Below are 22,884 nucleotides of genomic sequence, written 5' to 3' on the forward strand. Positions count from 1 at the left end.
TTGGCGACTCAATTAGAATACCAAGTCTGAAACAAGAAGTCAACAACTTTTTTTGAAATTGTTTTTTCGTTTGTTTCAAGCGCTTGTCTTTGTTAAGGACATGTAATAATATATCATGTGTTTTATTATTGCGCAACACTTATTTTAAAATTATTTTTAAAATCATGAACAAACCTCTTGAACCTTACGAATTCGGCTCAAGAGGCTATTTATTCCTTATCAATCCATCAATTGAATGATGCTATGCTGTCGTTCTTCCATTAAATCAACGACGATCCTTCTTCCCTGGTCTTCATAAGAAATGACGGGGCGATCAAAGACTGGATTCTTTTGAGCGATTGTTGCAATCTTCCCATTACTCATCAATACGCGATCACCGACTTCAATCGGTAGAAGTAACTGTCCAAGCAACAATACATATTTTGAACAATATTGCATCGGTCGCGCTTTTAAATGACGATATGCGTCAAACGGCGTATACGCTTCCCGGTATGGGCGCCAACTTGTCATTGCAGCAAAAACATCTGCTACAATGAACAATCGAGCATGATCTGCAATCTTATCACCTTTTACCTTTAGAGGATAACCAGATCCATCTAAACGTTCATGATGTTGAACAATCAAACGATTTACCGTGTCGGAGATAATCGTCTCCTTTTGCAAGACTTGATATGCCATTGCCGGGTGACGTTGAAAAATTTCCTGTTGCATCGCTTCATAACGTTTCGTGTGACGCCATTCCATGATCCGCGCTAGTCCGTAATCCGCAAAATAAGATGCCGTCCACAGCTCATGGATCATTTTCCGTTCTTTTCTGACTGCTTCAGCGAGCATCTGGGCAACTGCTCCTCGATAAATGGCATGTCGCACAGTGTAAGCTTCCGTTCCCCGTTCAAGGAAGAATGGCAGAACATCTTGTCTCGTAATTTGTTCCGGGACGGACTGTTTGACCCAACTCAAAGCTTCATACACATTTGGCTTCATCCCCTGTTCCCATGACATGAAGACTTTATTATAGGAGCGAATGAACTCTTCAAAAGGATGTTCTATCTGCGCAGCCACTGTTTCAATCTGTATCTTTTCACCTTCGACAAGATCAGGACGATCCTCGATGGTGACTTCTTTAATCAAAAACCGTTGGATTCGTCGTAACTCGTCGGTTCCAATTTTTTTCCCTGCTTCTACGATCGGATGATCTGTATGTAAGTAGATCGATTCGGTTAAACGATCCCCGATGCGTAATTGGTCACTTGCCACTCGCATATCGCTTCGTTCCTTTCTCTTCTTTCTATATATGTAGATAAAAGCAGCAGAGTGGTATCACTCTGCTGCTTCCTTACTAACGTCTTGCTTACTCTTCCACTTCTTCTGAAGCATCCGATTCGATTACATTCTCTTCTGATACAAGATCCGTATCTTCTTCCGTTTCATCGGTTTCTTCTCGTTTCAGTTTCGCAACCGTTGCAACACGGTCACCTTCTTCAATTCGAATGACCTTCACCCCTTGGGTGTTGCGGCCGACACGTGAAATGTATTGCGAGTCTGTCCGAATAACGATACCGCTCTCTGTCATGATCATGATGTCATCATCGACATCAACGATTCGCATGGCAACGATTTGACCGACGCGATCTGTTACCTTACTCGCGATCAATCCTTTCCCACCACGCGATTGACTACGGAACTCGGTCATCGGTGTTCGTTTACCGAATCCTTTTTCCGTAATAACCAGAACATCTTGTGCATCACGTGCAAGTTCCATCCCGACGACGAAATCGTCTGGGCGTAACGTCATCGCTTTGACACCACGAGCACCACGTCCCATCGAGCGGACATTCGTGATTGGGAAACGAATCGCTTTCCCGCTTGTTGAAACAGCAAAGACTTCATCATCCGTCGATGCAAGACGAACGGATGTCAATTCATCGTCTTCAAACAACCGAATCGCAATCAAACCATTTTTGTTGATCCGGGCATATGCGGACAACGGTGAACGTTTGACGCGTCCTTTACGTGTCATGAAGATCAATGATTTTTGCTCATCTTGAACGACTTCTTCCGTTTCGAGCGCTTCTTCCGTCTCTTCAATCTCTCCTTCAACCACCTCGACAGGTGCTTCAGTTGCTTGTTGCTCCTCAAGATAACGTTTGAAGTTGACTGGAATCATCGTCTCGACCTTTTCATCGCGTTCAATTTGGATGAGGTTGATGATCGGCACACCTTTTGATGTCCGGCTCATCTCCGGTACTTCGTATCCACGAATCCGGTAGACTTTCCCGCGGTTCGTAAAGAATAGAATCGTATCATGCGTCGAACAAGACAAGAGACGCGTAACGTAATCCTCGTCGTTCGTTCCGATTCCTTGAACGCCACGTCCACCGCGGCGCTGTGTCCGGTACGAATCCGTCGTCATCCGTTTGATATAACCACTGCTTGTCAACGTGATGATGATATCTTGTTCTGGAATCAAGTCTTCATCTTCGAATTCGATATGATCCATCCGGATTTCCGTCCGACGCTCGTCGTTGAAACGTTCCTTCAACTCCTCGAGTTCTGTCCGGATCAAATCAAGCAAGACTTCTTCACTCGCAAGGATGCGGTTCAGTTCTGCGATCAATTGCATGATTTCGTCATATTCTGCTTCAATTTTTTCCCGCTCAAGACCTGTCAGGCGTTGTAAGCGCATATCGAGAATCGCTTGTGATTGTTTCTCAGATAACGCAAAACGCTCCATCAACTGTTCACGTGCTGCGTCTGCTGTCCGGTTACCGCGAATGATTTGAATGACTTCATCCAAATGATCAAGCGCAATCCGTAGACCAGCGAGCAAGTGTTCACGTGCTTCTGCTTTTTCGAGATCGAACTGTGTCCGACGACGAACGATTTCTTTTTGATGCTCGAGGTAATGATAGAGCATTTCTTTAAGCGTCAATGTTTTCGGACGCCCTCCGACGATCGCAAGCATGTTGACACCAAACGTCGTTTGCATCGACGTCTGTTTATACAAGTTGTTTAAGATGACACTTGCATTCGCATCACGACGGACTTCCATGACGATGCGCATACCGCGACGATCTGACTCATCCCGTAAATCCGTAATGCCTTCGATTTTTTTCTCGCGGACGAGATCGGCAATCTTTTCAACGAGGCGGGCTTTGTTGACCTGATAAGGCAACTCCGTCACGATGATCCGTTCCCGGTCTTTTTTCGTCTGTTCGATTTCTGCTTTCGCACGGACGATGATCGAGCCACGTCCTGTTTCATATGCGCGACGAATCCCGCTACGACCAAGAATTTCACCAGCCGTTGGGAAATCAGGTCCCGGAATGTGCTGCATCAATTCTTGAATCGTGATTTCGGGATCGTGAGACAGTGCTAAGACACCATCGATGACCTCACCTAACTGGTGCGGCGGAATGTTTGTTGCCATCCCGACCGCGATCCCGCTCGAACCGTTGACGAGTAAGTTCGGGAAGCGCGACGGTAAGACTTCCGGTTCGCGTTCCGAACCATCGTAGTTATCTTTGAAGTCAACTGTGTTTTTGTTGATATCGCGAACGATTTCCATTGCGATTTTTGACATACGAGCTTCCGTATATCGCATCGCAGCCGCCGAGTCTCCATCGACCGAACCGAAGTTTCCGTGTCCATCGACGAGTTCATAACGATAGCTGAAATCTTGCGCCATGCGGACCATCGTGTCATAGACGGCAGAATCCCCGTGCGGGTGATACTTACCAATGACTTCCCCGACGATACGGGCAGACTTTTTATGTGGTTTATCGGCACGAATACCGAGGTCGTTCATCGCATAGAGAATCCGGCGGTGTCCGGGTTTTAAACCGTCCCGTACGTCCGGAAGAGCACGTGCGACGATGACGCTCATCGCGTAGTCCATGAAGGACGTACGCATCTCTTGACTGATATTAATATCCTTGATGATTCCGTGATTTTGTTCGGACATGCTTCTGGCCACCCTCTCTGTTCAGCGTTAAATATCCAGGTTCTTGACGTAATGTGCGTGGGATTGAATGAAGTCGCGTCGTGGTTCGACCTGATCTCCCATCAAGATATCGAAGACTTCATCCGCTTCGATCGCATCTTGAAGCTCAACACGCAACATTTGACGACCACTTGGATCCATCGTCGTTTCCCAAAGCTGCTCTGGATCCATCTCTCCAAGACCTTTATAGCGCTGAATATCGTACCGTGCGTTTTCAGGAAGCGCTGCAAGCGCCTCTGTCAATTCACGTTCGTTATGCACGTACGTGATGTTCTTCCCTTGTTTGATTCCGTATAGCGGTGGCTGAGCGATATAGACGTATCCATGCTCGACAAGCGGACGCATGTAACGGTAGAAGAACGTCAACAAGAGTGTCCGGATGTGGGCACCATCGACATCGGCATCGGTCATGATGATGACTTTGTGGTAGCGTGCCTTCTCGATATTGAACTCAGAACCAATACTTGTCCCGAGAGCCGTGATGATCGTCCGGATCTCATTGCTTCCAAGAATCTTATCAAGACGTGCTTTCTCAACGTTCAAGATTTTACCGCGAATCGGTAAGATTGCTTGGAAATGACGATCACGTCCGGATTTCGCAGAACCACCCGCTGAGTCACCCTCAACGATATACAATTCGGAAATCGACGCATCACGTGACGAACAGTCGGCCAGTTTACCTGGAAGCGAGCTGACTTCAAGAACACCTTTACGGCGTGTCAATTCACGTGCGCGTTTCGCTGCCATCCGGGCGCGCGACGCCATCATCCCTTTTTCGACGATTGCGCGTGCGTTCGTCGGATTTTCAAGCATGAATTGCTCAAATGCACCAGAGAAGAGCGAATCCGTGACCGTACGTGCGTCGGAGTTCCCGAGTTTCGTCTTCGTCTGTCCTTCGAACTGCGGGTTCGGGTGCTTGACAGAAACGATCGCTGTCATCCCTTCCCGTACGTCTTCACCGGACAGTGTACCGTCTGCATCCTTCATCAGACCGAACTTTTTCGCGTAATCATTGATGACGCGTGTCAAAGCTGTCTTGAAGCCGGTCTCGTGCGTACCACCCTCATGCGTCGGGATGTTGTTCGTGAACGAGTAGATATTTGACGCAAATCCATCGTTGTACTGAAGTGCAACTTCGACTTCGATGCCGTCTTTTGTGCCGTGTACGTAGACAGGTTCTGCGTGAACGACTTCTTTTGAACGGTTTAAGTGTTCGACGTAAGATTTAATCCCACCTTCATAGTGGAAACTACGCGTCATCGGCTCATCCGCACGATCGTCCGTGATGATGATCTTCAAGCCTTTGTTTAAGAAAGCAAGTTCCCGCAGGCGTGTCGCTAGCAAATCGTAGTCATACTCGAGCGTTTCTTGGAAAATCTCACCGTCTGGGAAGAAACGAATCGTCGTTCCGGTCTCTTCTGATGTTCCAATCACTTCAAGATCTTGTGCTGGTACACCGCGATGATACGCTTGGTAATACAACTTTTCATTCCGTTTGACGAATACTTCAAGTTTCGTCGACAGGGCGTTAACGACCGAGGCCCCAACACCGTGTAATCCACCCGATACTTTATATCCGCCACCGCCGAATTTACCACCGGCGTGGAGGACTGTCAGGATGACCTCAACGGCAGGACGACCCATTTTCTCTTGAATGTCGACTGGAATACCGCGTCCGTTATCCTCGACTAAGATCGAGTTCCCCGGTTCGATCGTGACTTTGATCGTGTCACAGTATCCTGCGAGCGCCTCATCGATCGAGTTATCGACAATCTCCCATACGAGGTGATGGAGACCTTTTGATGCCGTCGAGCCGATATACATCCCTGGACGTTTACGTACTGCTTCTAATCCTTCAAGAACTTGAATCTGATCGGCACCGTATCCTTGTTCCAATTCCATATCTTCATGATTACTCATCGGTTTTCTCACCTACTGTTTCTTTATATGATGTCTCTTCCAAATCGACCGTCCCTTGTTTCACGTGGAACAACTTCGCTTGGTTGATCGTTTCATGCGCAATCCCATCGACGCTTGTCGTCGTCAGGATCGTCTGGACCTTTTGTTGCATCGTATCGAGCAAATGTGTTTGACGATGATCATCAAGCTCGGATAAGACATCGTCGAGTAGAAGAAGTGGATACTCTCCGACTTCCTCGTGAATCAATTCGATCTCTGCAAGCTTTAACGAGAGAGCTGCTGTTCGTTGTTGTCCTTGTGAACCATATGTTTGGACGTTTCGTCCGTTGACTTCCATCTCAAAGTCATCGCGATGTGGTCCAAACAACGTAACTCCTCTTCGGATTTCATTTTCTTTTATTTTACCAAACTTCTGCGTGTAGGACGCAGTCATTCCTTCGACATCGAGTAATTCAGTGCCAAATGTGTCCGAACGATAGATGAGCGCGAGTTCTTCCTGTCCACGACTAATTCCGTCATGAATCGGTCGTGCCCACTTTTCGAGTTGGGCCATGAAATGATGGCGGCGCTGAACGATTTTAACGGCTAGCGTAATCATTTGCTCCGTCAAGATATCAAGGAAGGTCTCGTCTCCTCCCTTCATGGACAGTTGTTTCAGCAATGCGTTGCGCTGCTTCAACACTTTCAGATACTGACTCAATTCATGCAAATAGACCGGGCTAACTTGACCGATCTCCATATCGAGAAACCGTCGGCGGACTTGTGGACTGCCTTTGACGATATGCAAATCTTCCGGGGCGAATAAAACGATGTTCAGTGCCCCGACATAATCACTCAAGCGTCGTTGCTCTAGATGATTTAGTTTTGCTTTTTTCCCGCGACCCGAGATGACGATCTCCTGGACATGAGAACCTGTTCGTTTGACGACACGTCCTTCGACGCGCGCTGTCTCCTGGTCCCAACCAATCAGTTCCTTATCATGCGTCGTCCGGTGAGACTTCGCGAGAGCGAGAACATAGATCGCTTCCAATAAGTTCGTCTTCCCTTGTGCATTTTCACCAATCAGAACATTCGTCTTTTCGGAGAATGACAGTTCGAGTGCGTCATAGTTGCGATAATGACTGAGTCGGACTGAATCCAGCCGCACGTTAGTTACCCTCGTTCTTGATGATGAACTGACCGTAGTCTTCTACATCAATGATGTCTCCATCCCGTAATTTACGACCACGTCGCTGATCGACTTCGCCGTTGACTAGAATTGGCACCTCTGCTAAAAACGGTTTAGCTTGCCCTCCGCTTGAGATGATATCCGACAGTTTCAGGAACTGCCCTAATGTGACATATTCCGTTGTAATTCTGATTTCTTGCATGGATTGACTCCTCCTACCTACATATTATAAATGACGTACTCTTTATTGTACTAAATATTGAACGATTTAGCAAAATTCCCGAACGTATATACGCTATACGAAAAAGACGGGTCCGATGTCGAAACGATCGAACCCGTCTTGTCACGTGTTTTATGTTGATGCTTACGCCGTCCGGACTGGAAGAATCAGTTGCAAGACGTTATCTTGATCAACTGGATGCAAGATGAATGGACGAATCGAACCCGTGAACTGGATTTCGATATCTGTCGCGTCAAGCGCCTTTAAGGCATCCATCATGTACTTCGAGTTGAACGAGATTTTCAGTTCTTCCCCTTCAAGCGAAAGGATGCTGACTTGCTCCGAGACTTTCCCGACTTCTGGTGAATGCGAAGAGATCTCGACCGCTGTCGTTCCTTCAGCTGCAAACTTGATGACGTTGTTACGGTCCTCACGTGCGAGCAGTGACGCGCGATCGATCGCTTGGAGCAATTCTTTCGCGTTCATGCGGACAGCTGTCCGATACTCTTCTGGAATCAAACGTGATGTATCCGGATAGTTTCCGTCAAGTAGACGCGAGAAGAAGAGGACGTGTTTCATCTTGAACAAGATTTGTTGGTTCGTGATCGTAATATCCACATGACCATCCCCAAGTAACTTCGATAATTCATTTAAGCTCTTACCAGGAACGATGACGTTCTGGAACGAGATGTCCGTATCTGTCTCAAACTGAGCACGACGCAGGGCTAAACGGTGACTATCCGTTGAGACACACGTCAAGATGCCTTTGTCGGCTGAGAAGTTCACACCTGTGAGAACAGGACGTGTTTCTTGAACAGCGACAGCAAAGCTTGTTTGACGAATCATCGACCGTAAGAGATCAGCCGGTAAACGGAAACGTTGTCCCCCATCGACTTGTGGAAGACGTGGGAACTCATCTGGATCAAGACCGTTTAAATGAAATTCCGCTGTTCCTGACTGAATCCGTGTCATAAAGTTCGGTGAGACTTCAAGTGTCACTTCGTCTTTTGGCATCTTTTTGACGATATCGCCGAAGAAGCGGGCATTCAAGACGACACTACCAGCACGGTGGACCGTGACATAAGACGTTCCGTTCTCTTCTGCATAGATTGTCCGTTCAATCGAGATTTCTGTATCGCTTCCTGTCAGCGTCATGCCATCTCCATGAGCTTCGAGTTTGATCCCTGTCAGAATCGGAATTGTCGTGCGGGATGAGACCGCTTTGGCTACATCTTGTACTGCTTGAATTAAAGCTTCGCGTTGAATGGTGATATGCATATCGTCGTTAGACTCCTCTCGAAAATAATGGGCATGCGCCCATCATAACATAATAATATATTTTTTTAATAATAGTCTTAGGGGCTGTGGATAGTGTGGATAAGTCGGTGGATAACTTGATATAGAGCCAAAAACGGTGTGGATAAGTTGTGGATAACCACCCTACTTTATCCACATGTTTATCCACAGTTTTACGAATGCTTCAATTCATGTTTGATTTGTTCGATGACTTTTCCTGTTTCACCGTCTGATTTGATCAACATACTGATCTTTTCATGGGCATGGATGACGGTGGTATGGTCGCGTCCTCCAAATTCCTCCCCAATCTTCGGTAATGAGCTTTCCGTCATCTCACGCGAAAGATACATCGCGATTTGACGTGGAAAGGCAATCGATTTCGTCCGTTTCTTCGCCTTAAGATCATCAAACGGCAAGTTGAAATGCTTACTGACCGACTCCTGGATGTCACGAATTGTGACTTTACGCGGTTCGGCGACTGGCATGATGTTATGCAAGGCTTCTGCAGCGACATTTGGATCAATCGGTCGTCCGACGAGATTCGCATAAGCGATGACACGCGTCAACGCTCCTTCGAGCTCACGGATATTCGTATCAATCTGACTTGCGATGTAGAGCATGACTTCGTTTGAGACATCAAGCTGTTCAGCATTCGCCTTTTTCCGTAAGATTGCAATCCGTGTCTCGAGATCCGGTGGCGTGATGTCGGTAATCAATCCCCATTCAAAACGAGAACGGAGCCGATCTTCAAGCGTTGGAATCTCTTTTGGCGGTCGGTCACTCGAAATGATGATTTGTTTTTGGTCGTTATGCAGTGCATTAAATGTGTGGAAAAACTCTTCTTGCGTCTGTTCTTTGCCCGCAAGGAACTGGATGTCATCAATTAAGAGGACATCGATGTTACGGTATTTATTTCGAAACTCAACCGTCTTATTATCACGGATGGAGTTAATAAAGTCATTTGTAAAGCGTTCAGAAGAGACATAGGCAATCCGTGTCCCAAGATTTTGATCTTGAACGTACTGTCCGATGGCATGCATCAGATGGGTTTTGCCAAGACCAACGCCACCGTAGATGAAAAGCGGATTATATGCTTTAGCAGGTGCTTCAGCAACAGCCAGTGAAGCGGCGTGTGCAAAACGGTTCCCCGATCCGATGACAAATGTATCGAACGTGTACTTCTCATTTAATTGTCCAAGTTCACTCATCGTCAGTTCATCTGTCGGTTTGCGCGTGTTCAATGGACGTGATTTTGGAGCTGGTGTTGCTTCGATCCGTTCCTCTTCTTGTCGATCGAGCATTTTCTTCGCTTGTCCCTCTTCAATGAACTGAATATCGAGTCGGCTTCCGGTTACTTCCTCAACTGTGTCTTCAAGTAAAGATAAGTACTGGCGCTCAAGCCACGTCACCGTAAATGCAGCCGGTGCTGAAACGAGTAAAGTCGTTCCATTTAGCGTAACGCCTTCTGTGGACTTCAACCACATATCATAACTGGCTTTCGGTGTTCGTTCCTCTTCCTCAATCACAGATAAGACATTATGCCAAAGTTCGGCAGCGTTTTTCATAAATACCCCCCTTTTTTTATCAAGATAGAAAAAATTTGTACACAGGCTTATACACAGACAAAGTTAATGAAGAAACTCGACTTATCCCCATAACGTAAAAACTGTGGATAACGTTATCCACAGGAAGTTGAATCTGTGTATAAAGTTATCCACAGGGTGTGTATAACTTGTTTTGTCCTAAGCGATCAGGATCATGTTATGCACAATTAGTGTATCAAAAGAAATGAGCTCTGGCAATGGTTGGAATGATTTATCCACAAGTAAATTCAATCGTCCACAGGTAGTTACCCACAAGCTGTGGATAGTGTGGATAAATTGTGGATAAGAGGTGGATAACTTTTTGAAAGAGGAAGCGTTAAAAAAGAGTTATTCACAAAATACAAAAGAAGTGGAAAAAGGAAATCCAAAATCGAGGATTGACGTCGATTTTAAAAAATACTATCGTAGACAAAGTGAAGAGTTATCCACGGAAAGTGTGGATAATGTGGATAAGTCTGTGGATAGGTGGATAAGTCTATCAATCTGTTCTTTGTGATCCAGTCGCATTCTATTGTGTAATAGAGTTTGCATGCTGGAATCCTATCGCCTGTTTTTAAGAAACAAACCTTTACGCAAGACGAGAAATCTTCCGAACTTTCATTGACAATGCCACAATCAGTTTATATAATGTACAAGACTGCCTTAAAGTAGAAAATAACAATTGGTTATAAAGATCTTTTAAAGGAGGTGCAGACGAATGAAACCAACTTTCAACCCAAACAACCGTAAGCGTAAAAAAGTTCACGGATTCCGTGCGCGTATGGCTACGAAGAGTGGCCGCCGTATCTTGGCTGCTCGCCGTCTTAAGGGCCGCAAAGCCTTGACTGTCTAATGCATTGATGCATCCATCACTTCGGGCATGATCCGAGGTGATTTTTTTTTATGTTTTTTAGTGTGTTCGTGCTTTTGTCACATGCGCCCTATCGCGTCGCATGTTTATTCTATGATATGATGAGAGACGACGAATTTTCGTAGTGTCAGGATGGAGTGTGAATAAGGTGAAGAAGGAATACCGCGTCAAGAAAGACAAGGAGTTCCAAGCGGTGTTTACTAAAGGAGCCTCTGTCGCAAATCGGCAATTTGTCGTGTATGCCTTGAAAAAGGAGCAACAGACTCACTTTCGGGTTGGTTTATCCGTCAGCAAGAAAATCGGGAATGCCGTCGTCCGGAATCAGGTGAAACGGTATCTTCGGGAAGCATGCCAGCAGCATGAAGCCTCGATTGCCCCGAATTATGATTTGGTGATCATCGCGCGCAATCCGGCCGCTAAGATGACCGCGCAAGAAGTGGCTGACAGTCTCCGTCACGTCCTCAAACGTTCCGGTGTCTGGATGCGATCAAAAAAATGAATCGTAGCAATGCATCCTGTTGATTTGTACGGCGCTCCCTTTCCTTGCCTTACTATAGAAGAAGATGGCGTTCGACAAAGCGTAAACAATTTCTAGGAGGAATTATGAACAAGAGAACTAAGATTTGGTTAACTCTCGGGCTCATGTCTGTGCTCGCGATCGTGTTATCAGGTTGTGCACCGACGAACTATGGCGCACACGAAGAGATCACAGCAAATACTGATGGTTTTTGGAAACATTATTTTGTTTGGCCGATGGCGTGGTTGATTCGCGAAATTTCGCATCTTGTCGGAAATGATTTCGGAATCGGAATCATCATCACGACACTTCTCGTTCGTCTTGTCATCCTTCCGTTGATGATCAAACAAACGAAGAGTATGGGTGGAATGCAAGTCATTCAGCCTGAAATGGTGAAACTTCGTGAGAAATACAGTTCAAAAGACCAAGAGACGCAACAGAAATTGCAACAGGAAATGATGAAGCTTTACCAAGAGCATAACGTCAATCCGCTTGCTGGCTGTTTACCGATCTTGATCCAAATGCCGATCTTGATTGCGTTCTATAACGCCATCATCTATACACCAAGAATTTTTGAACACACATTCCTTTGGTTTAACCTCGGAAAACCGGATCCATTCTTCATCTTGCCGATCATGTCTGCGGTACTAACGTATCTACAGCAAAAGATCTCGATGGCAGGTCAAGAAGACAATCCACAAATGAAAATCATGCTCTACGTCTTCCCGATCATGATCTTCATCATGGGGGTCACACTCCCATCTGCCCTTTCTCTTTACTGGGTCGTCGGTTACATCTTCTCGATCATCGTCACGGTCGTCATCATGAAGCCAATGCGTGAAAAGATCAAAGTGCAGACGGAAGCAACACTTGCAGCAAAACGCGATAAGGAAGCGGCGCAAGCAGCTCCGGCTCCTAAAAAATCGAAAAAGAAACGCTAATACGTGAAGAGCGACGCTTTGTTTTGACAGAGTGTCGCTCTTTTTCTTTTGCGTCATTTCGTGTATAGTTGTTTCGTTATACCCATTGCAACGATTAAGGATTGAACACGTATAAAAAGACAGAAGAAAAACGAGGTGGAAGAACGGATGATGGAATTTGATACGATTGCCGCGATTTCGACGCCGATGGGAGAAGGGGCGATTGCGATCGTGCGCTTATCGGGTCCTGATGCAGTCGCTGTAGCCGACCGCGTCTATAAAGGAACCAACCGCTTGACGGAAGTACCAACCCATACGATTCATTACGGGAAATTGGTCGATCACGAGGCGGATCGTGTTGTTGATGAAGTAATGGTGAGTGTCATGCGCGCACCAAAGACGTTCACACGTGAAGATGTCATCGAATTGAATTGTCATGGAGGAGTCGTCGCGGTCAATCGTGTCCTCGAACTCATCCTCGCACAACCGGAAGTCCGATTAGCGGAACCAGGTGAATTCACGAAACGCGCGTTCTTGAACGGACGAATCGATTTGTCGCAGGCGGAAGCTGTCATGGATCTCATCCGCGCGAAGACGGATCGAGCGATGCATGTCGCCGTCAGTCAAATTGAAGGGCGTCTCTCAAAACTCGTCCAAGACTTACGTCAACAACTGTTGCAGACGATTGCTGCGATCGAAGTCAACATCGATTACCCGGAATATGACGCAGAAGAGATGACACAACAGATCGTCGAACGTGACGCTGGAGCTGTCCGCGCGATTCTGGCAGAGTTATTAACAACGGCACGCCAAGGAAAAATCCTTCGTGAAGGGTTATCCACAGCGATCATCGGTCGTCCGAACGTCGGTAAATCGTCTTTGCTCAACACATTGGTGCAAGAAGCGAAGGCCATCGTCACGGATATCGCGGGAACGACACGCGATACGATCGAGGAGTACGTCAATGTTCGTGGTGTACCACTAAAGTTGATTGATACGGCAGGAATTCGGGAGACGGAAGATATCGTCGAACGGATGGGTGTCGAAAAGTCGCGTCAGGCTTTAAAGACGGCCGATTTGATCTTACTTGTCCTAAACGGGAACGATGTCCTAACGGATGAGGACGTTTTGCTGTTTGAAGCGATTAAAGGGATGAACGCGATCATCATCGTCAACAAGAGTGACTTGGCGCAACAGATTGATTTGGTACGTGTCACGGAACTTGCCGATGGTCGACCAATCGTTACGACGTCCTTGCTCGAAGAAGCAGGGGTCAACGATCTTGAAGCGGCGATTGCGAGTCTGTTCTTTGAACAGGGTGTCGAGAGTCAAGATATGACGTACGTCTCGAATGCACGACATATCCAACTGATCAAACGCGCGAGTCAAATGATTGAAGATGCCCTCGGTGCAGCAGAAGCAGCGATGCCGATTGACATGGTACAGATCGATTTACGACGGGCATGGGACACGCTCGGCGAAATCAATGGAGATACAGCACAGGATAGTTTATTGGATCAGTTGTTTTCGCAGTTCTGTCTCGGGAAATAATTCGAGACGACTGCGTGTGGAATAAGAAGGAGGAACCAGTACTATGGCTTATCAAGCAGGTGAATTCGACGTCATCGTCGTCGGAGCCGGACATGCCGGCATCGAAGCCTCTCTTGCTGCGGCACGAATGGGCTCGAAAACGGTCATGTTGACAATGAATCCCGATATGGTCGGATTCATGTATTGCAACCCGTCGATCGGTGGTCCTGCAAAAGGGATCGTCGTCCGGGAAATCGATGCGCTCGGTGGTGAAATGGCACGCGCAATCGATGCAACGTATATTCAAATGAAAATGTTAAACACGTCAAAAGGACCTGCCGTGCGAGCATTACGGGCGCAGGCGGATAAATTCGAATACCAAAACCGGATGAAAAAAGCGCTTGAGGATGAGCCGAATTTGCTCTTACGTCAAGCGCTCGTCGAACGGTTATTGATTGACGATGAAGGACGTTGCGTTGGTGTCGTCACGAATACTGGAGCGGAATACCGAGCGAAAGCGGTCATCATCACGACAGGAACGTTCATGCGTGGGAAAATCATCATCGGTGAATTGTCGTACGAGAGTGGTCCGAACAATCAGATGCCATCGATCAATCTATCGAAACATCTTGAAGAACTTGGATTTGAGCTCGCACGTTTCAAGACAGGTACACCACCGCGAATCGACGGGAAAACGATCGATTACTCGAAGACGGAGATCCAACCAGGTGACGAAGTAGCGCTTCCGTTTAGTCATGAAACGACACAGATGATCACGGAACAAATTCCATGCTGGTTGACGTATACGACGGAGTATACGCATCAGTTGATCGATGCGAATCTACACCGTTCACCGATGTTCTCTGGGATGATTAAAGGGACAGGTCCCCGTTATTGCCCATCGATCGAAGATAAGGTCGTCCGGTTCAACGATAAACCGCGTCACCAAATCTTCCTTGAGCCAGAAGGTCGCGATACGGAAGAAGTCTACGTGCAAGGGTTATCGACAAGTTTACCGGAAGACGTTCAACACGATATTCTCCGCTCGATTCCTGGGCTTGAGAATTCAGAAATGATGCGTCCTGGTTATGCGATTGAATACGATGCTGTCGTTCCGACACAACTCTGGCCAACGCTCGAAACAAAACGTGTTCCTGGTTTATTCACAGCGGGTCAAATCAACGGAACAAGTGGTTATGAGGAAGCAGCGGGACAAGGGATCATGGCAGGAATCAATGCTGGACTACAAGTCCAAGGCAAAGAACCACTCATCTTGTCACGTTCACAAGGCTATATCGGTGTCATGATCGATGATCTCGTCACGAAAGGTACGAACGAACCGTACCGCCTCTTGACGTCACGTGCCGAGTACCGCTTGTTGCTCCGTCATGATAATGCGGATCTTCGTCTGTCGGAAATCGGACATGAACTCGGTTTGATCTCGGAAGAACGCCAAGCGAAGTTGCTCGACAAACAAGAGCAAATCCGTCTTGAGATGAAACGTCTTGAGAAGGTCGTCATCAAAGCGACACCGGCCGTGAATGCACAGCTAGAAGCGATTGGTGCATCGCCACTTAAGGAAGCCTTGCATGCGATCACGTTGCTGAAACGCCCGGAAATCACATATGCGATGATTGCGCAGATGACACCACCGGAAACACCATTGTCTGCAGAAGCAGCAGAACAAGTCGAAATCCAAGTCAAATATGCCGGCTACATCGATAAACAACTCGATCAAGTCGAAAAAATGATGCGGATGGAGCAAAAACGGATTCCGGATCGTCTCGATTACGATGCGATCAGTGGATTAGCGATTGAAGCGAAACAAAAACTAAACCAAGTGCGTCCGCTCTCGATCGGACAAGCATCCCGGATTTCAGGGGTTAATCCGTCTGATATCTCGATCTTGCTTGTCTATATCGAACAAGGCCAATACGCATTGACTGCGGAGTGAACGAGATGAACCAACAGCAATTCGTAACAGCATTGGCAGCACAGGGACTTGAGGTCTCAGAACATCAGTTGCATCAATTCAAGCGGTATTATGAACTGCTCGTCGAGTGGAATGAAAAGATGAACCTGACGGCGATTACCGATGAAGAAGATGTCTATTTAAAGCACTTCTATGACTCGATCACAGCAGCGTTCTATTTTGATTTCACGGCAGTCACGACGGTTTGTGATGTCGGAGCAGGTGCTGGGTTCCCGAGTCTGCCGATCAAAATCATGTTCCCGCACCTTCAAGTGACGATCGTCGATTCACTGAACAAACGAATCGGCTTCCTGAATCATTTAGCGACGGAACTTGGACTCGAAGGTGTCGCGTTCCATCATGGACGCGCAGAAGAGTTCGGTAAAAATAAACAATTCCGCGAACGATTTGACGTCGTGACCGCACGTGCGGTTGCCCGGATGTCCGTTCTCGCGGAATATTGCCTACCACTTGCGAAAGTCGGAGGACAATTCGTTGCCTTGAAGGCGGCGAAAGTCAGTGAAGAGCTTGAGGATGGTGCGATTGCCTTAAAAGTACTCGGTGGGAATTTACGGGAAAGTTTCCAGTTCCAATTGCCAGGCGAGGAAAGTGAGCGTAATATCGTTATTGTAGATAAAAAACGAACAACACCCGGGAAATATCCGCGTAAAGCGGGAACGCCTGCGAAAGATCCATTAAGCTAAACACCGTTTCACGTGAAACGATGACTGATAAAGGTGAGGTGCGCCAACGTGAGAAATGCAATTGCCAAACTGCTCGGTAAACCTGCTACGATCGAGCTTGACCCCCAAGAGACGGTTCAGGAATTACCATTGACAGAACTTGTCGCGAATCAGTTCCAACCACGGACTGTGTTTGACGGGGACCGAATTGAAGAACTAGCGGTTACGATCGAAGAGCACGGGTTACTCCAGCCGATCGTCGTTCGAAAACAAGGAACAGGGTACGAAATCATTGCCGGAGAACGACGGTACCGAGCAGTGCGCTCGCTTGGCTGGGAAACGATTCCTGCCATCGTCAAAGAGATGACGGACGAGACGACTGCTTCCCTGGCATTGATTGAAAATCTGCAACGCGAAGACTTGACACCAATCGAAGAAGCGGAAGCTTATGAGCGTTTGCTTGCATTACAAGACATCACGCAAGAAGTGTTAGCCCGTAAGCTCGGACGTAGTCAGTCGACGATTGCCAACAAATTACGTTTGCTCCGATTGCCAATGGATGTCCGGGAAGCATTGAAGCAACGGACAATCACGGAACGTCACGCCCGAGCGTTATTGCCACTTAAGGATGAAGCGTTACAAGTAACGGTACTCGCTGAAATTCTGGAACGGGAATGGAACGTCAAGGAGACGGAGCGCCGGGTGGAACGATTGATGACACCAAAGCCACCGAAGAAAAAACGTCATAAAAGCTTTGCACGAGATACACGAATCGCGTTAAACACCTTGCGGGATTCCGTCGATATGATCGAGCAGACTGGATTGACGATCGAAAAAGAAGAAGTCGATTGCGAAGAATATGTAGAGGTGCGAATTCGCATCGTGAAGGCACGTCCGGAATAAGCGGTCGTGCCTTCCGCTACGTTTAGGAGAGAAAGCACGTGAATGAATTACCTGTTCGGGCGATTCGCCCGAATCCGACTCAACCTCGGAAACGATTCAATGAAAAAGCATTAGAAGAGTTAGCCCAATCGCTCGTTCGTCACGGGATGATCCAACCGATCGTCGTCCGACCACGAGATGGCTATTACGAAATCATCGCCGGTGAACGGCGCTATCAGGCGGCGAGTCGCGCAGGATTCGAACGTGTACCGGTCCTTGTGATTGAAGCAGACGAGACACGCGTCATGGAGCTCGCCTTGATCGAAAACATCCAACGAGCAGACTTATCTGCAATTGAAGAAGCGATGGCATATGCGGAGATGATCGAGGAATTCGGCATTACGCAAGCAGAGCTTGCACAGCGTGTCGGGAAAAGTCGTTCGCACATTACGAACAGCCTTCGACTGTTACAGTTGCCATTGCTCGTTCAACAAGCGGTCATGGACGAACGGTTGTCGATGGGACATGCCCGCGCGCTCCTGTCGCTGAAACATCCAAAGAAGATCGAACAGATGGCAGAACGGGTCATGGCGGAGAACTGGAACGTCCGTCGGTTAGAGCAGGCGCTTCGGGAACGTAAGGAAGCCGCCCGTCCGCAACAAGCGACCGCTGTTCAATTCGTCGAGGAATCACTTCGCGAAAAATACGGGGCGACCGTTCGGATTAAACAAGGAAAACAAGCAGGGAAACTCGAGATCGATTTTATAGACGAAGACGACCTCAATCGGTTGCTCGACTTGTTGTTACCTGAATCGGATCACTAAAAAGAAGCGATCCGGGCGACGGTTCGCTTCTTTTTGCTTACATTGAACGCGGCGTGAAAGAAATCGTCGTCCGTGTGGATTCAGCGGAGAGTTTCGCATCAAGTAAGTGGAAGCTGTTCGCGACGAGTTCCGCTAGTTCATAAACAAGGTGTAACCGTGTGTTCTGGAGAATCATCATCTCCATAAATCCACTGACGTTGACGACAGCCTTAATGTTGAAGTCACCGACCGCAGGCAATTCTTTTTGGACGCCGGCGCCGGGTGCGAGTGGACCTTCCGAGAAAAAGACATGTCCGACACTTGAAAGGCGACCGAGACACGCATCGATCGCGATGACGAGTGGACGGTAATGGGTCGTTTGGATCGAGTGAATGGTTTCTGCGAGATTCAGTGCATGGACGGGTTTAGCGAGTGTACCGTAAACGTGAAGATGAGCAGGCGCTTGTTTCTCGAGGAATGTCCCAACGAGTGGACCGAGTGAGTCACCTGTCGAACGATCAGAACCAATGCAGACGAGTACGATCGGACGTTTTTCTTGGACGGCAGAGACTTGTTCGAATAATTGTTCAGCTAAGCGTTCTTTCGCGAACGGTTCCGTATATTCTAAAAAGAAAGAATAGGGCTTGGGCTCGTGCGAATGAAAGCGGAAGTTCATCGAAATCATCCTTTCTTCTCTTGATGTCGGTGTCGTGGTGGATTGGCAAGAGTGAAGGGTTCTTAGATGATTTTCCTTTCCCGGTTTTTCCAGAAATCTAACGTCAAAATCGGCTCTTTGGTTGAAACTCGATTAAAATCACGTATACTGTCGTAATAGAGAGAATAGGAAAGGATGAGAGAATGGCTACCAATCAAGATGTACAAGAATCCGTCGCCCAAGTCGATAAATTGATCAATCAAGTAATGGATGCGGATATGTGGATTCGTTTTGGGATGAAACTACTGATTGCGCTCATCATCATCGCGGCGTTCTATGTGTTGACGCGCGTTTTGACTGGGGCAGTCTCACGTCTCTTTACGATCAGGAAAATCAATGAACATGACTACTTGGCACAACGACAGAACGAGACGCTGTTGAAGTTGCTCCAAAATGCGATTCGTTACGTACTTGGAATCATCATGTTGTTGACAGTGCTTAGTCAGTTCGGAATCAACATCACCGGTCTCGTCGCCAGTGCCGGAATCGCTGGTCTCGCGATTTCGTTTGGTGCGAAGAACTTGGTGCAAGATATCATTACAGGAGCGTTCATCATCTTCGAACGTCAGTTTAAAGTCGGAGATTATGTACGCGTCGGTGTAATCGAAGGCGTCGTGACGGAACTTGGTATCCGGACGACAAAACTCAAAGGACTCAACGGGGAAATCCACATCATCCCGAACGGTCAGATTTTGCAAGTCACGAACTATTCGGTCGACAACAGTTTCGCACTCGTCGATGTCCAAGTCTCCTATGATGAGGATCTTGAACGCGTCGAACAAGTTCTGCATGAGATTGCAGACCGGACGACGAAGAAGTATGTCGATATGTTCGTCGAGCCGATTCAGATGCTCGGTGTTCAGACACTTGGTCCTTCAGAAGTCGTCTATCGTTTGATGGCAGAAGTACCACCGATGCAACATTTCCAAGCTGGTCGTCTGATCCGGAAGGAATTGAAGCAAGGACTCGAAGAAGAAAACATCAAGATCCCGTATCCACGGATGGTCATGATGAATCCAGAACAAAAGAATGGTGGACAGACGGATGATTCCAAAAACGTATCAACTCCATGATTATGTTGAGATGAAGAAGCAGCATCCATGTGGAACGAACCGATGGCAGATCATTCGGGTCGGCATGGATATCCGAATCAAATGCCAAGGTTGCGGGGCGAGCATTTTAATGCCACGTCGTGATTTTGATAAACGATTGAAAAAAGTCTTACCAGAGTGACGAAAAAGCGGATGTGATTCTCGTGATCACATCCGCTTTTTCGTTGTCTTTCATAAGCGAAGTGATTGTGTTCGATTAGAGCGTGATTAAAAAAGACGGTCGAGCTCCTTGCTTAAAAAAAATGAACTATCTATAATTGTGAAAGATGTGCTGACGTGGTGTAATCATTCTACCCACTGCGGCCGCTAGCACGGATTTCCTAGGAAATACCGAAAAGGAGGAATTCCAAGTGGGATTAACAGCAGGAATCGTTGGCTTACCAAACGTAGGAAAATCAACACTTTTTAACGCCATCACACAAGCAGGTGTCGAGGCAGCGAACTATCCGTTCGCAACGATCGACCCGAACGTCGGTGTCGTTGAAGTACCAGATGCACGTCTTCGGAAATTGACAGAACTCGTCAACCCGAAAAAGACGATCCCGACAGCATTCGAATTCACGGATATCGCCGGTATCGTAAAAGGTGCGTCTAAAGGGGAAGGGCTCGGAAATAAATTCCTCGCGAACATTCGTGAAGTAGATGCGATCTGTCAGGTCGTGCGTTGTTTCGTAGATGAAAACATCACACACGTGGCCGGAAAAGTCTCACCGATCGATGATATCGAGACGATCAACCTCGAATTGATCCTCGCAGATCTTGAGCAGGTCGAAAAACGGATGCAGCGTGTCCAAAAACAAGTCAAGTCGCGCGATAAAAACGCAGCGGCTGAGCTTGAAGCACTTGAAATCGTGCAAGCGTTGCTCGAAGATGAGAAACCAGCACGTCTCGCTGAATTGAACGAAGATCAAGCAGCACTCGTCAAACACTTCCAATTGTTGACGATGAAACCGATGCTTTACGTCGCGAATGTCGGCGAAGATGAAGTCGCAGATGCAGACAGCAATGAGAACGTGCGTCTCGTCCGTGAATTCGCAGCAAAAGAAGGCGCAGAAGTCATCGTCATCTGTGCTCGGATCGAAGAAGAAATTGCAGAGCTTGAGCCGGAAGAGCGTCAAGAGTTCCTCGTCGATCTCGGAATCGAAGAGTCGGGTCTTGATCAATTGATCCATGCGGCGTACAGCACGCTTGGTCTTGCGACATACTTCACAGCAGGTGAAAAAGAAGTACGCGCTTGGACGTTTAAAAAAGGCATGAAAGCTCCACAATGTGCGGGTGTCATCCACTCGGACTTCGAACGCGGATTCATCCGTGCAGAAGTCGTTTCGTACGAAGATCTAGCAGCTGCAGGTAACATGGCGACAGTCAAGGAACAAGGTCGTTACCGTTCAGAAGGTAAGGAATATGTCTTCCAAGACGGCGATGTCGTCACATTCCGCTTCAACGTCTAATCGAAAACGAATCGTTATTGCATAAAGCAAAATACTTTGGTAGTATTAACGAATGTGAGTAATGAATTATTGCTCCTTGCTCGAACATTCGAGCCGCCAGTCCAAGAGGAGGTGACAGATATGCGTAAATACGAAGTACTTTACATCATCCGTCCGGAACTTGATGAGGAAACACGCAAAGCAACAGTGGAGCGTTTTAACAAAGTCCTCACTGATAACGGTGGTACAGTTGATAAAACAACTGAAATGGGTAAACGTCGTTTCGCTTACGAAATCAATGATATGCGTGAAGGGTTCTACGTTCTTCTTAACGTGACTGCTGAACCAGCAGCTACAAAAGAACTTGACCGTCTCATGAAGATCAGTGACGATATCGTTCGCTTAATGATCACAAAAGACGAGAAATAAGCTGAAACAGGAGAGTGATTCTGATGATTAACCGCGTCGTTTTAGTCGGTCGGTTAACTCGTGACCCGGAAATGCGTTATACGCAGAGCGGGATTGCGGTAACGCGATTCACACTCGCATGTGACCGTCCTTTCACAGGGCAAGATGGGAAGCGAGAAGCTGATTTCATCGATTGCGTCGTTTGGCGCAAGCAAGCAGAGAACGTTGCTCAGTATTTGAAGAAAGGTAGTCTTGCTGGTGTAGAGGGTCGCCTCCAGATTAGCAGCTACGACGATAAAGAAGGGCAACGCCGTTACCGTGCGGAAGTCGTCGCTGATAGCGTCCGCTTCCTTGAGTCACGTAACGCGAGCCGTTCTTCGGATGGTAGCGAAGGCTACGCTTCATCAACTGGTGGAAACGGGAATGCTGCAGGATGGGGTTCACAGCAACAGCAGAACAACTCTTCCTCGCCAGCACCCGCTTCATCGAATTCGGGCTTCGGCGCTGATCCGTTCAGCGGCGGTAGTTCGATCGACCTTTCAGACGACGATCTCCCGTTCTAAGGAAATCGTCCTGAAAAATCCAAGTTAAAAAGGAGGTTAATCACATGGCACGTCGTCCAGGTGGAAAACGTCGTCGTAAAGTATGTTACTTCACGTCGAACCACATCACTCATATCGATTATAAAGACGTAGAACTTCTCAAACGTTTCATTTCGGAACGCGGTAAGATTCTTCCACGTCGTGTGACTGGTACTTCAGCGAAATACCAACGTCCACTTACAATCGCAATCAAACGCGCACGTCAAATGGCTTTAATTCCATACGTGGCTGACTGATTTCGTAGCACCA

Annotated in this window: 22 protein-coding genes; 14 read left to right on the forward strand and 8 right to left on the reverse strand. The window is 47.4% G+C overall.

Translation table 11 applies throughout. From position 1 onward, the window contains the following. Positions 1–219 precede the first annotated feature (219 nt). The 7 genes from B2U10_RS13005 to dnaA form a co-directional block, all read right to left on the reverse strand. Complete coding sequence (locus B2U10_RS13005) at positions 220–1,263, reverse strand: HD-GYP domain-containing protein (RefSeq protein ID WP_290788160.1); 1,044 nt, start codon at positions 1,261–1,263, stop codon at positions 220–222. Positions 1,264–1,351: 88 nt separating this feature from the next. Then, on the reverse strand, positions 1,352–3,964 hold the full coding sequence (gene gyrA / locus B2U10_RS13010; RefSeq protein WP_290788163.1) for a DNA gyrase subunit A: 2,613 nt from the start codon (positions 3,962–3,964) through the stop codon (positions 1,352–1,354). Between the two features lie 27 nt (positions 3,965–3,991). Then, on the reverse strand, positions 3,992–5,905 hold the full coding sequence (gene gyrB / locus B2U10_RS13015; RefSeq protein WP_200864062.1) for a DNA topoisomerase (ATP-hydrolyzing) subunit B: 1,914 nt from the start codon (positions 5,903–5,905) through the stop codon (positions 3,992–3,994). Between the two features lie 10 nt (positions 5,906–5,915). Next, positions 5,916–7,070, reverse strand: a complete 1,155-nt coding sequence (gene recF / locus B2U10_RS13020) for a DNA replication/repair protein RecF (protein ID WP_035411720.1) — start codon at positions 7,068–7,070, stop codon at positions 5,916–5,918. A 1-nt stretch (position 7,071) separates the two neighbouring features. Further along, positions 7,072–7,293 carry a S4 domain-containing protein YaaA gene (yaaA, locus tag B2U10_RS13025; protein ID WP_023469865.1) on the reverse strand — a complete coding sequence of 74 codons (222 nt, stop codon included), beginning with the start codon at positions 7,291–7,293 and terminating at the stop codon, positions 7,072–7,074. Positions 7,294–7,455: 162 nt separating this feature from the next. Further along, on the reverse strand, positions 7,456–8,589 hold the full coding sequence (gene dnaN, locus B2U10_RS13030; RefSeq protein ID WP_023469864.1) for a DNA polymerase III subunit beta: 1,134 nt from the start codon (positions 8,587–8,589) through the stop codon (positions 7,456–7,458). A gap of 191 nt (positions 8,590–8,780) precedes the next feature. Further along, positions 8,781–10,172: a chromosomal replication initiator protein DnaA gene (gene dnaA, locus B2U10_RS13035; protein ID WP_056064610.1), complete on the reverse strand. Its 1,392-nt coding sequence runs from the start codon at positions 10,170–10,172 to the stop codon at positions 8,781–8,783. Positions 10,173–10,908: 736 nt separating this feature from the next. Between dnaA and rpmH the strand changes: the two genes are divergently transcribed. The 8 genes from rpmH to B2U10_RS13075 all read left to right on the forward strand — a co-directional run bounded on the left by rpmH (position 10,909) and on the right by B2U10_RS13075 (position 18,389). Continuing rightward, complete coding sequence (rpmH, locus tag B2U10_RS13040) at positions 10,909–11,043, forward strand: 50S ribosomal protein L34 (RefSeq protein ID WP_012371910.1); 135 nt, start codon at positions 10,909–10,911, stop codon at positions 11,041–11,043. A 166-nt stretch (positions 11,044–11,209) separates the two neighbouring features. Next, positions 11,210–11,560 carry a ribonuclease P protein component gene (rnpA, locus tag B2U10_RS13045; RefSeq protein ID WP_023469862.1) on the forward strand — a complete coding sequence of 117 codons (351 nt, stop codon included), beginning with the start codon at positions 11,210–11,212 and terminating at the stop codon, positions 11,558–11,560. A gap of 104 nt (positions 11,561–11,664) precedes the next feature. Next, positions 11,665–12,519, forward strand: a complete 855-nt coding sequence (gene yidC, locus B2U10_RS13050) for a membrane protein insertase YidC (protein WP_290788166.1) — start codon at positions 11,665–11,667, stop codon at positions 12,517–12,519. Between the two features lie 147 nt (positions 12,520–12,666). Then, positions 12,667–14,049: a tRNA uridine-5-carboxymethylaminomethyl(34) synthesis GTPase MnmE gene (mnmE, locus tag B2U10_RS13055; protein WP_056064613.1), complete on the forward strand. Its 1,383-nt coding sequence runs from the start codon at positions 12,667–12,669 to the stop codon at positions 14,047–14,049. Between the two features lie 43 nt (positions 14,050–14,092). Next, positions 14,093–15,982 carry a tRNA uridine-5-carboxymethylaminomethyl(34) synthesis enzyme MnmG gene (gene mnmG / locus B2U10_RS13060; protein WP_056064617.1) on the forward strand — a complete coding sequence of 630 codons (1,890 nt, stop codon included), beginning with the start codon at positions 14,093–14,095 and terminating at the stop codon, positions 15,980–15,982. Between the two features lie 5 nt (positions 15,983–15,987). Further along, entirely contained in the window at positions 15,988–16,704 is a 717-nt protein-coding gene (rsmG, locus tag B2U10_RS13065; RefSeq protein WP_056064620.1) for a 16S rRNA (guanine(527)-N(7))-methyltransferase RsmG, read from the forward strand. 48 nt (positions 16,705–16,752) lie between these two features. Continuing rightward, positions 16,753–17,586, forward strand: coding sequence for a nucleoid occlusion protein (gene noc, locus B2U10_RS13070; RefSeq protein WP_290788171.1), 834 nt, complete (start codon positions 16,753–16,755; stop codon positions 17,584–17,586). A 38-nt stretch (positions 17,587–17,624) separates the two neighbouring features. After that, positions 17,625–18,389, forward strand: a complete 765-nt coding sequence (locus B2U10_RS13075; RefSeq protein WP_035411733.1) for a ParB/RepB/Spo0J family partition protein — start codon at positions 17,625–17,627, stop codon at positions 18,387–18,389. 37 nt (positions 18,390–18,426) lie between these two features. Here B2U10_RS13075 and yyaC read toward each other — a convergent pair whose 3' ends face one another. Beyond that, positions 18,427–19,044 (reverse strand): spore protease YyaC, encoded by a 618-nt coding sequence (gene yyaC, locus B2U10_RS13080; RefSeq protein WP_035412220.1) that lies wholly within the window; start codon positions 19,042–19,044, stop codon positions 18,427–18,429. A 182-nt stretch (positions 19,045–19,226) separates the two neighbouring features. On the opposite strand from yyaC, the gene B2U10_RS13085 reads away from it, so the two are divergent. The 6 genes from B2U10_RS13085 to rpsR all read left to right on the forward strand — a co-directional run bounded on the left by B2U10_RS13085 (position 19,227) and on the right by rpsR (position 22,871). Next, complete coding sequence (locus tag B2U10_RS13085) at positions 19,227–20,156, forward strand: mechanosensitive ion channel family protein (protein WP_056064622.1); 930 nt, start codon at positions 19,227–19,229, stop codon at positions 20,154–20,156. Then, positions 20,128–20,316, forward strand: a complete 189-nt coding sequence (locus B2U10_RS13090) for a DUF951 domain-containing protein (protein ID WP_023469853.1) — start codon at positions 20,128–20,130, stop codon at positions 20,314–20,316. The genes B2U10_RS13085 and B2U10_RS13090 overlap by 29 nt, the downstream gene beginning before the upstream one ends. Positions 20,317–20,545: 229 nt before the next feature. Further along, a complete protein-coding gene (ychF, locus tag B2U10_RS13095; protein ID WP_290788176.1) occupies positions 20,546–21,646 on the forward strand; it encodes a redox-regulated ATPase YchF in 1,101 nt (366 codons plus the stop codon). Between the two features lie 120 nt (positions 21,647–21,766). Continuing rightward, a complete protein-coding gene (gene rpsF, locus B2U10_RS13100) occupies positions 21,767–22,054 on the forward strand; it encodes a 30S ribosomal protein S6 (RefSeq protein WP_035411738.1) in 288 nt (95 codons plus the stop codon). Positions 22,055–22,077: 23 nt separating this feature from the next. Next, a complete protein-coding gene (ssb, locus tag B2U10_RS13105; protein ID WP_023469850.1) occupies positions 22,078–22,596 on the forward strand; it encodes a single-stranded DNA-binding protein in 519 nt (172 codons plus the stop codon). A 44-nt stretch (positions 22,597–22,640) separates the two neighbouring features. Continuing rightward, positions 22,641–22,871 (forward strand): 30S ribosomal protein S18, encoded by a 231-nt coding sequence (gene rpsR / locus B2U10_RS13110; RefSeq protein WP_023469849.1) that lies wholly within the window; start codon positions 22,641–22,643, stop codon positions 22,869–22,871. The last annotated feature ends 13 nt before the right edge of the window (positions 22,872–22,884 follow it).

The organism is Exiguobacterium sp. UBA7533 (genome assembly GCF_002479335.1).
In the GTDB taxonomy this organism is placed as follows: domain Bacteria; phylum Bacillota; class Bacilli; order Exiguobacteriales; family Exiguobacteriaceae; genus Exiguobacterium_A.

What these genes read in the sequence shown, in the direction of transcription:
- rpmH (WP_012371910.1), top strand. Translation starts at nt 10,909, where the DNA reads ATGAAACCAACTTTCAACCCAAACAACCGTAAGCGTAAAAAAGTTCAC.
- yaaA (WP_023469865.1), bottom strand. Translation starts at nt 7,293, where the DNA reads ATGCAAGAAATCAGAATTACAACGGAATATGTCACATTAGGGCAGTTC.
- dnaA (WP_056064610.1), bottom strand. Translation starts at nt 10,172, where the DNA reads ATGAAAAACGCTGCCGAACTTTGGCATAATGTCTTATCTGTGATTGAG.
- rsmG (WP_056064620.1), top strand. Translation starts at nt 15,988, where the DNA reads ATGAACCAACAGCAATTCGTAACAGCATTGGCAGCACAGGGACTTGAG.
- ssb (WP_023469850.1), top strand. Translation starts at nt 22,078, where the DNA reads ATGATTAACCGCGTCGTTTTAGTCGGTCGGTTAACTCGTGACCCGGAA.
- yyaC (WP_035412220.1), bottom strand. Translation starts at nt 19,044, where the DNA reads ATGAACTTCCGCTTTCATTCGCACGAGCCCAAGCCCTATTCTTTCTTT.
- mnmG (WP_056064617.1), top strand. Translation starts at nt 14,093, where the DNA reads ATGGCTTATCAAGCAGGTGAATTCGACGTCATCGTCGTCGGAGCCGGA.
- gyrA (WP_290788163.1), bottom strand. Translation starts at nt 3,964, where the DNA reads ATGTCCGAACAAAATCACGGAATCATCAAGGATATTAATATCAGTCAA.
- B2U10_RS13005 (WP_290788160.1), bottom strand. Translation starts at nt 1,263, where the DNA reads ATGCGAGTGGCAAGTGACCAATTACGCATCGGGGATCGTTTAACCGAA.
- dnaN (WP_023469864.1), bottom strand. Translation starts at nt 8,589, where the DNA reads ATGCATATCACCATTCAACGCGAAGCTTTAATTCAAGCAGTACAAGAT.
- rpsF (WP_035411738.1), top strand. Translation starts at nt 21,767, where the DNA reads ATGCGTAAATACGAAGTACTTTACATCATCCGTCCGGAACTTGATGAG.
- B2U10_RS13090 (WP_023469853.1), top strand. Translation starts at nt 20,128, where the DNA reads ATGATTCCAAAAACGTATCAACTCCATGATTATGTTGAGATGAAGAAG.
- B2U10_RS13085 (WP_056064622.1), top strand. Translation starts at nt 19,227, where the DNA reads ATGGCTACCAATCAAGATGTACAAGAATCCGTCGCCCAAGTCGATAAA.
- mnmE (WP_056064613.1), top strand. Translation starts at nt 12,667, where the DNA reads ATGATGGAATTTGATACGATTGCCGCGATTTCGACGCCGATGGGAGAA.
- gyrB (WP_200864062.1), bottom strand. Translation starts at nt 5,905, where the DNA reads ATGGAATTGGAACAAGGATACGGTGCCGATCAGATTCAAGTTCTTGAA.
- rpsR (WP_023469849.1), top strand. Translation starts at nt 22,641, where the DNA reads ATGGCACGTCGTCCAGGTGGAAAACGTCGTCGTAAAGTATGTTACTTC.
- yidC (WP_290788166.1), top strand. Translation starts at nt 11,665, where the DNA reads ATGAACAAGAGAACTAAGATTTGGTTAACTCTCGGGCTCATGTCTGTG.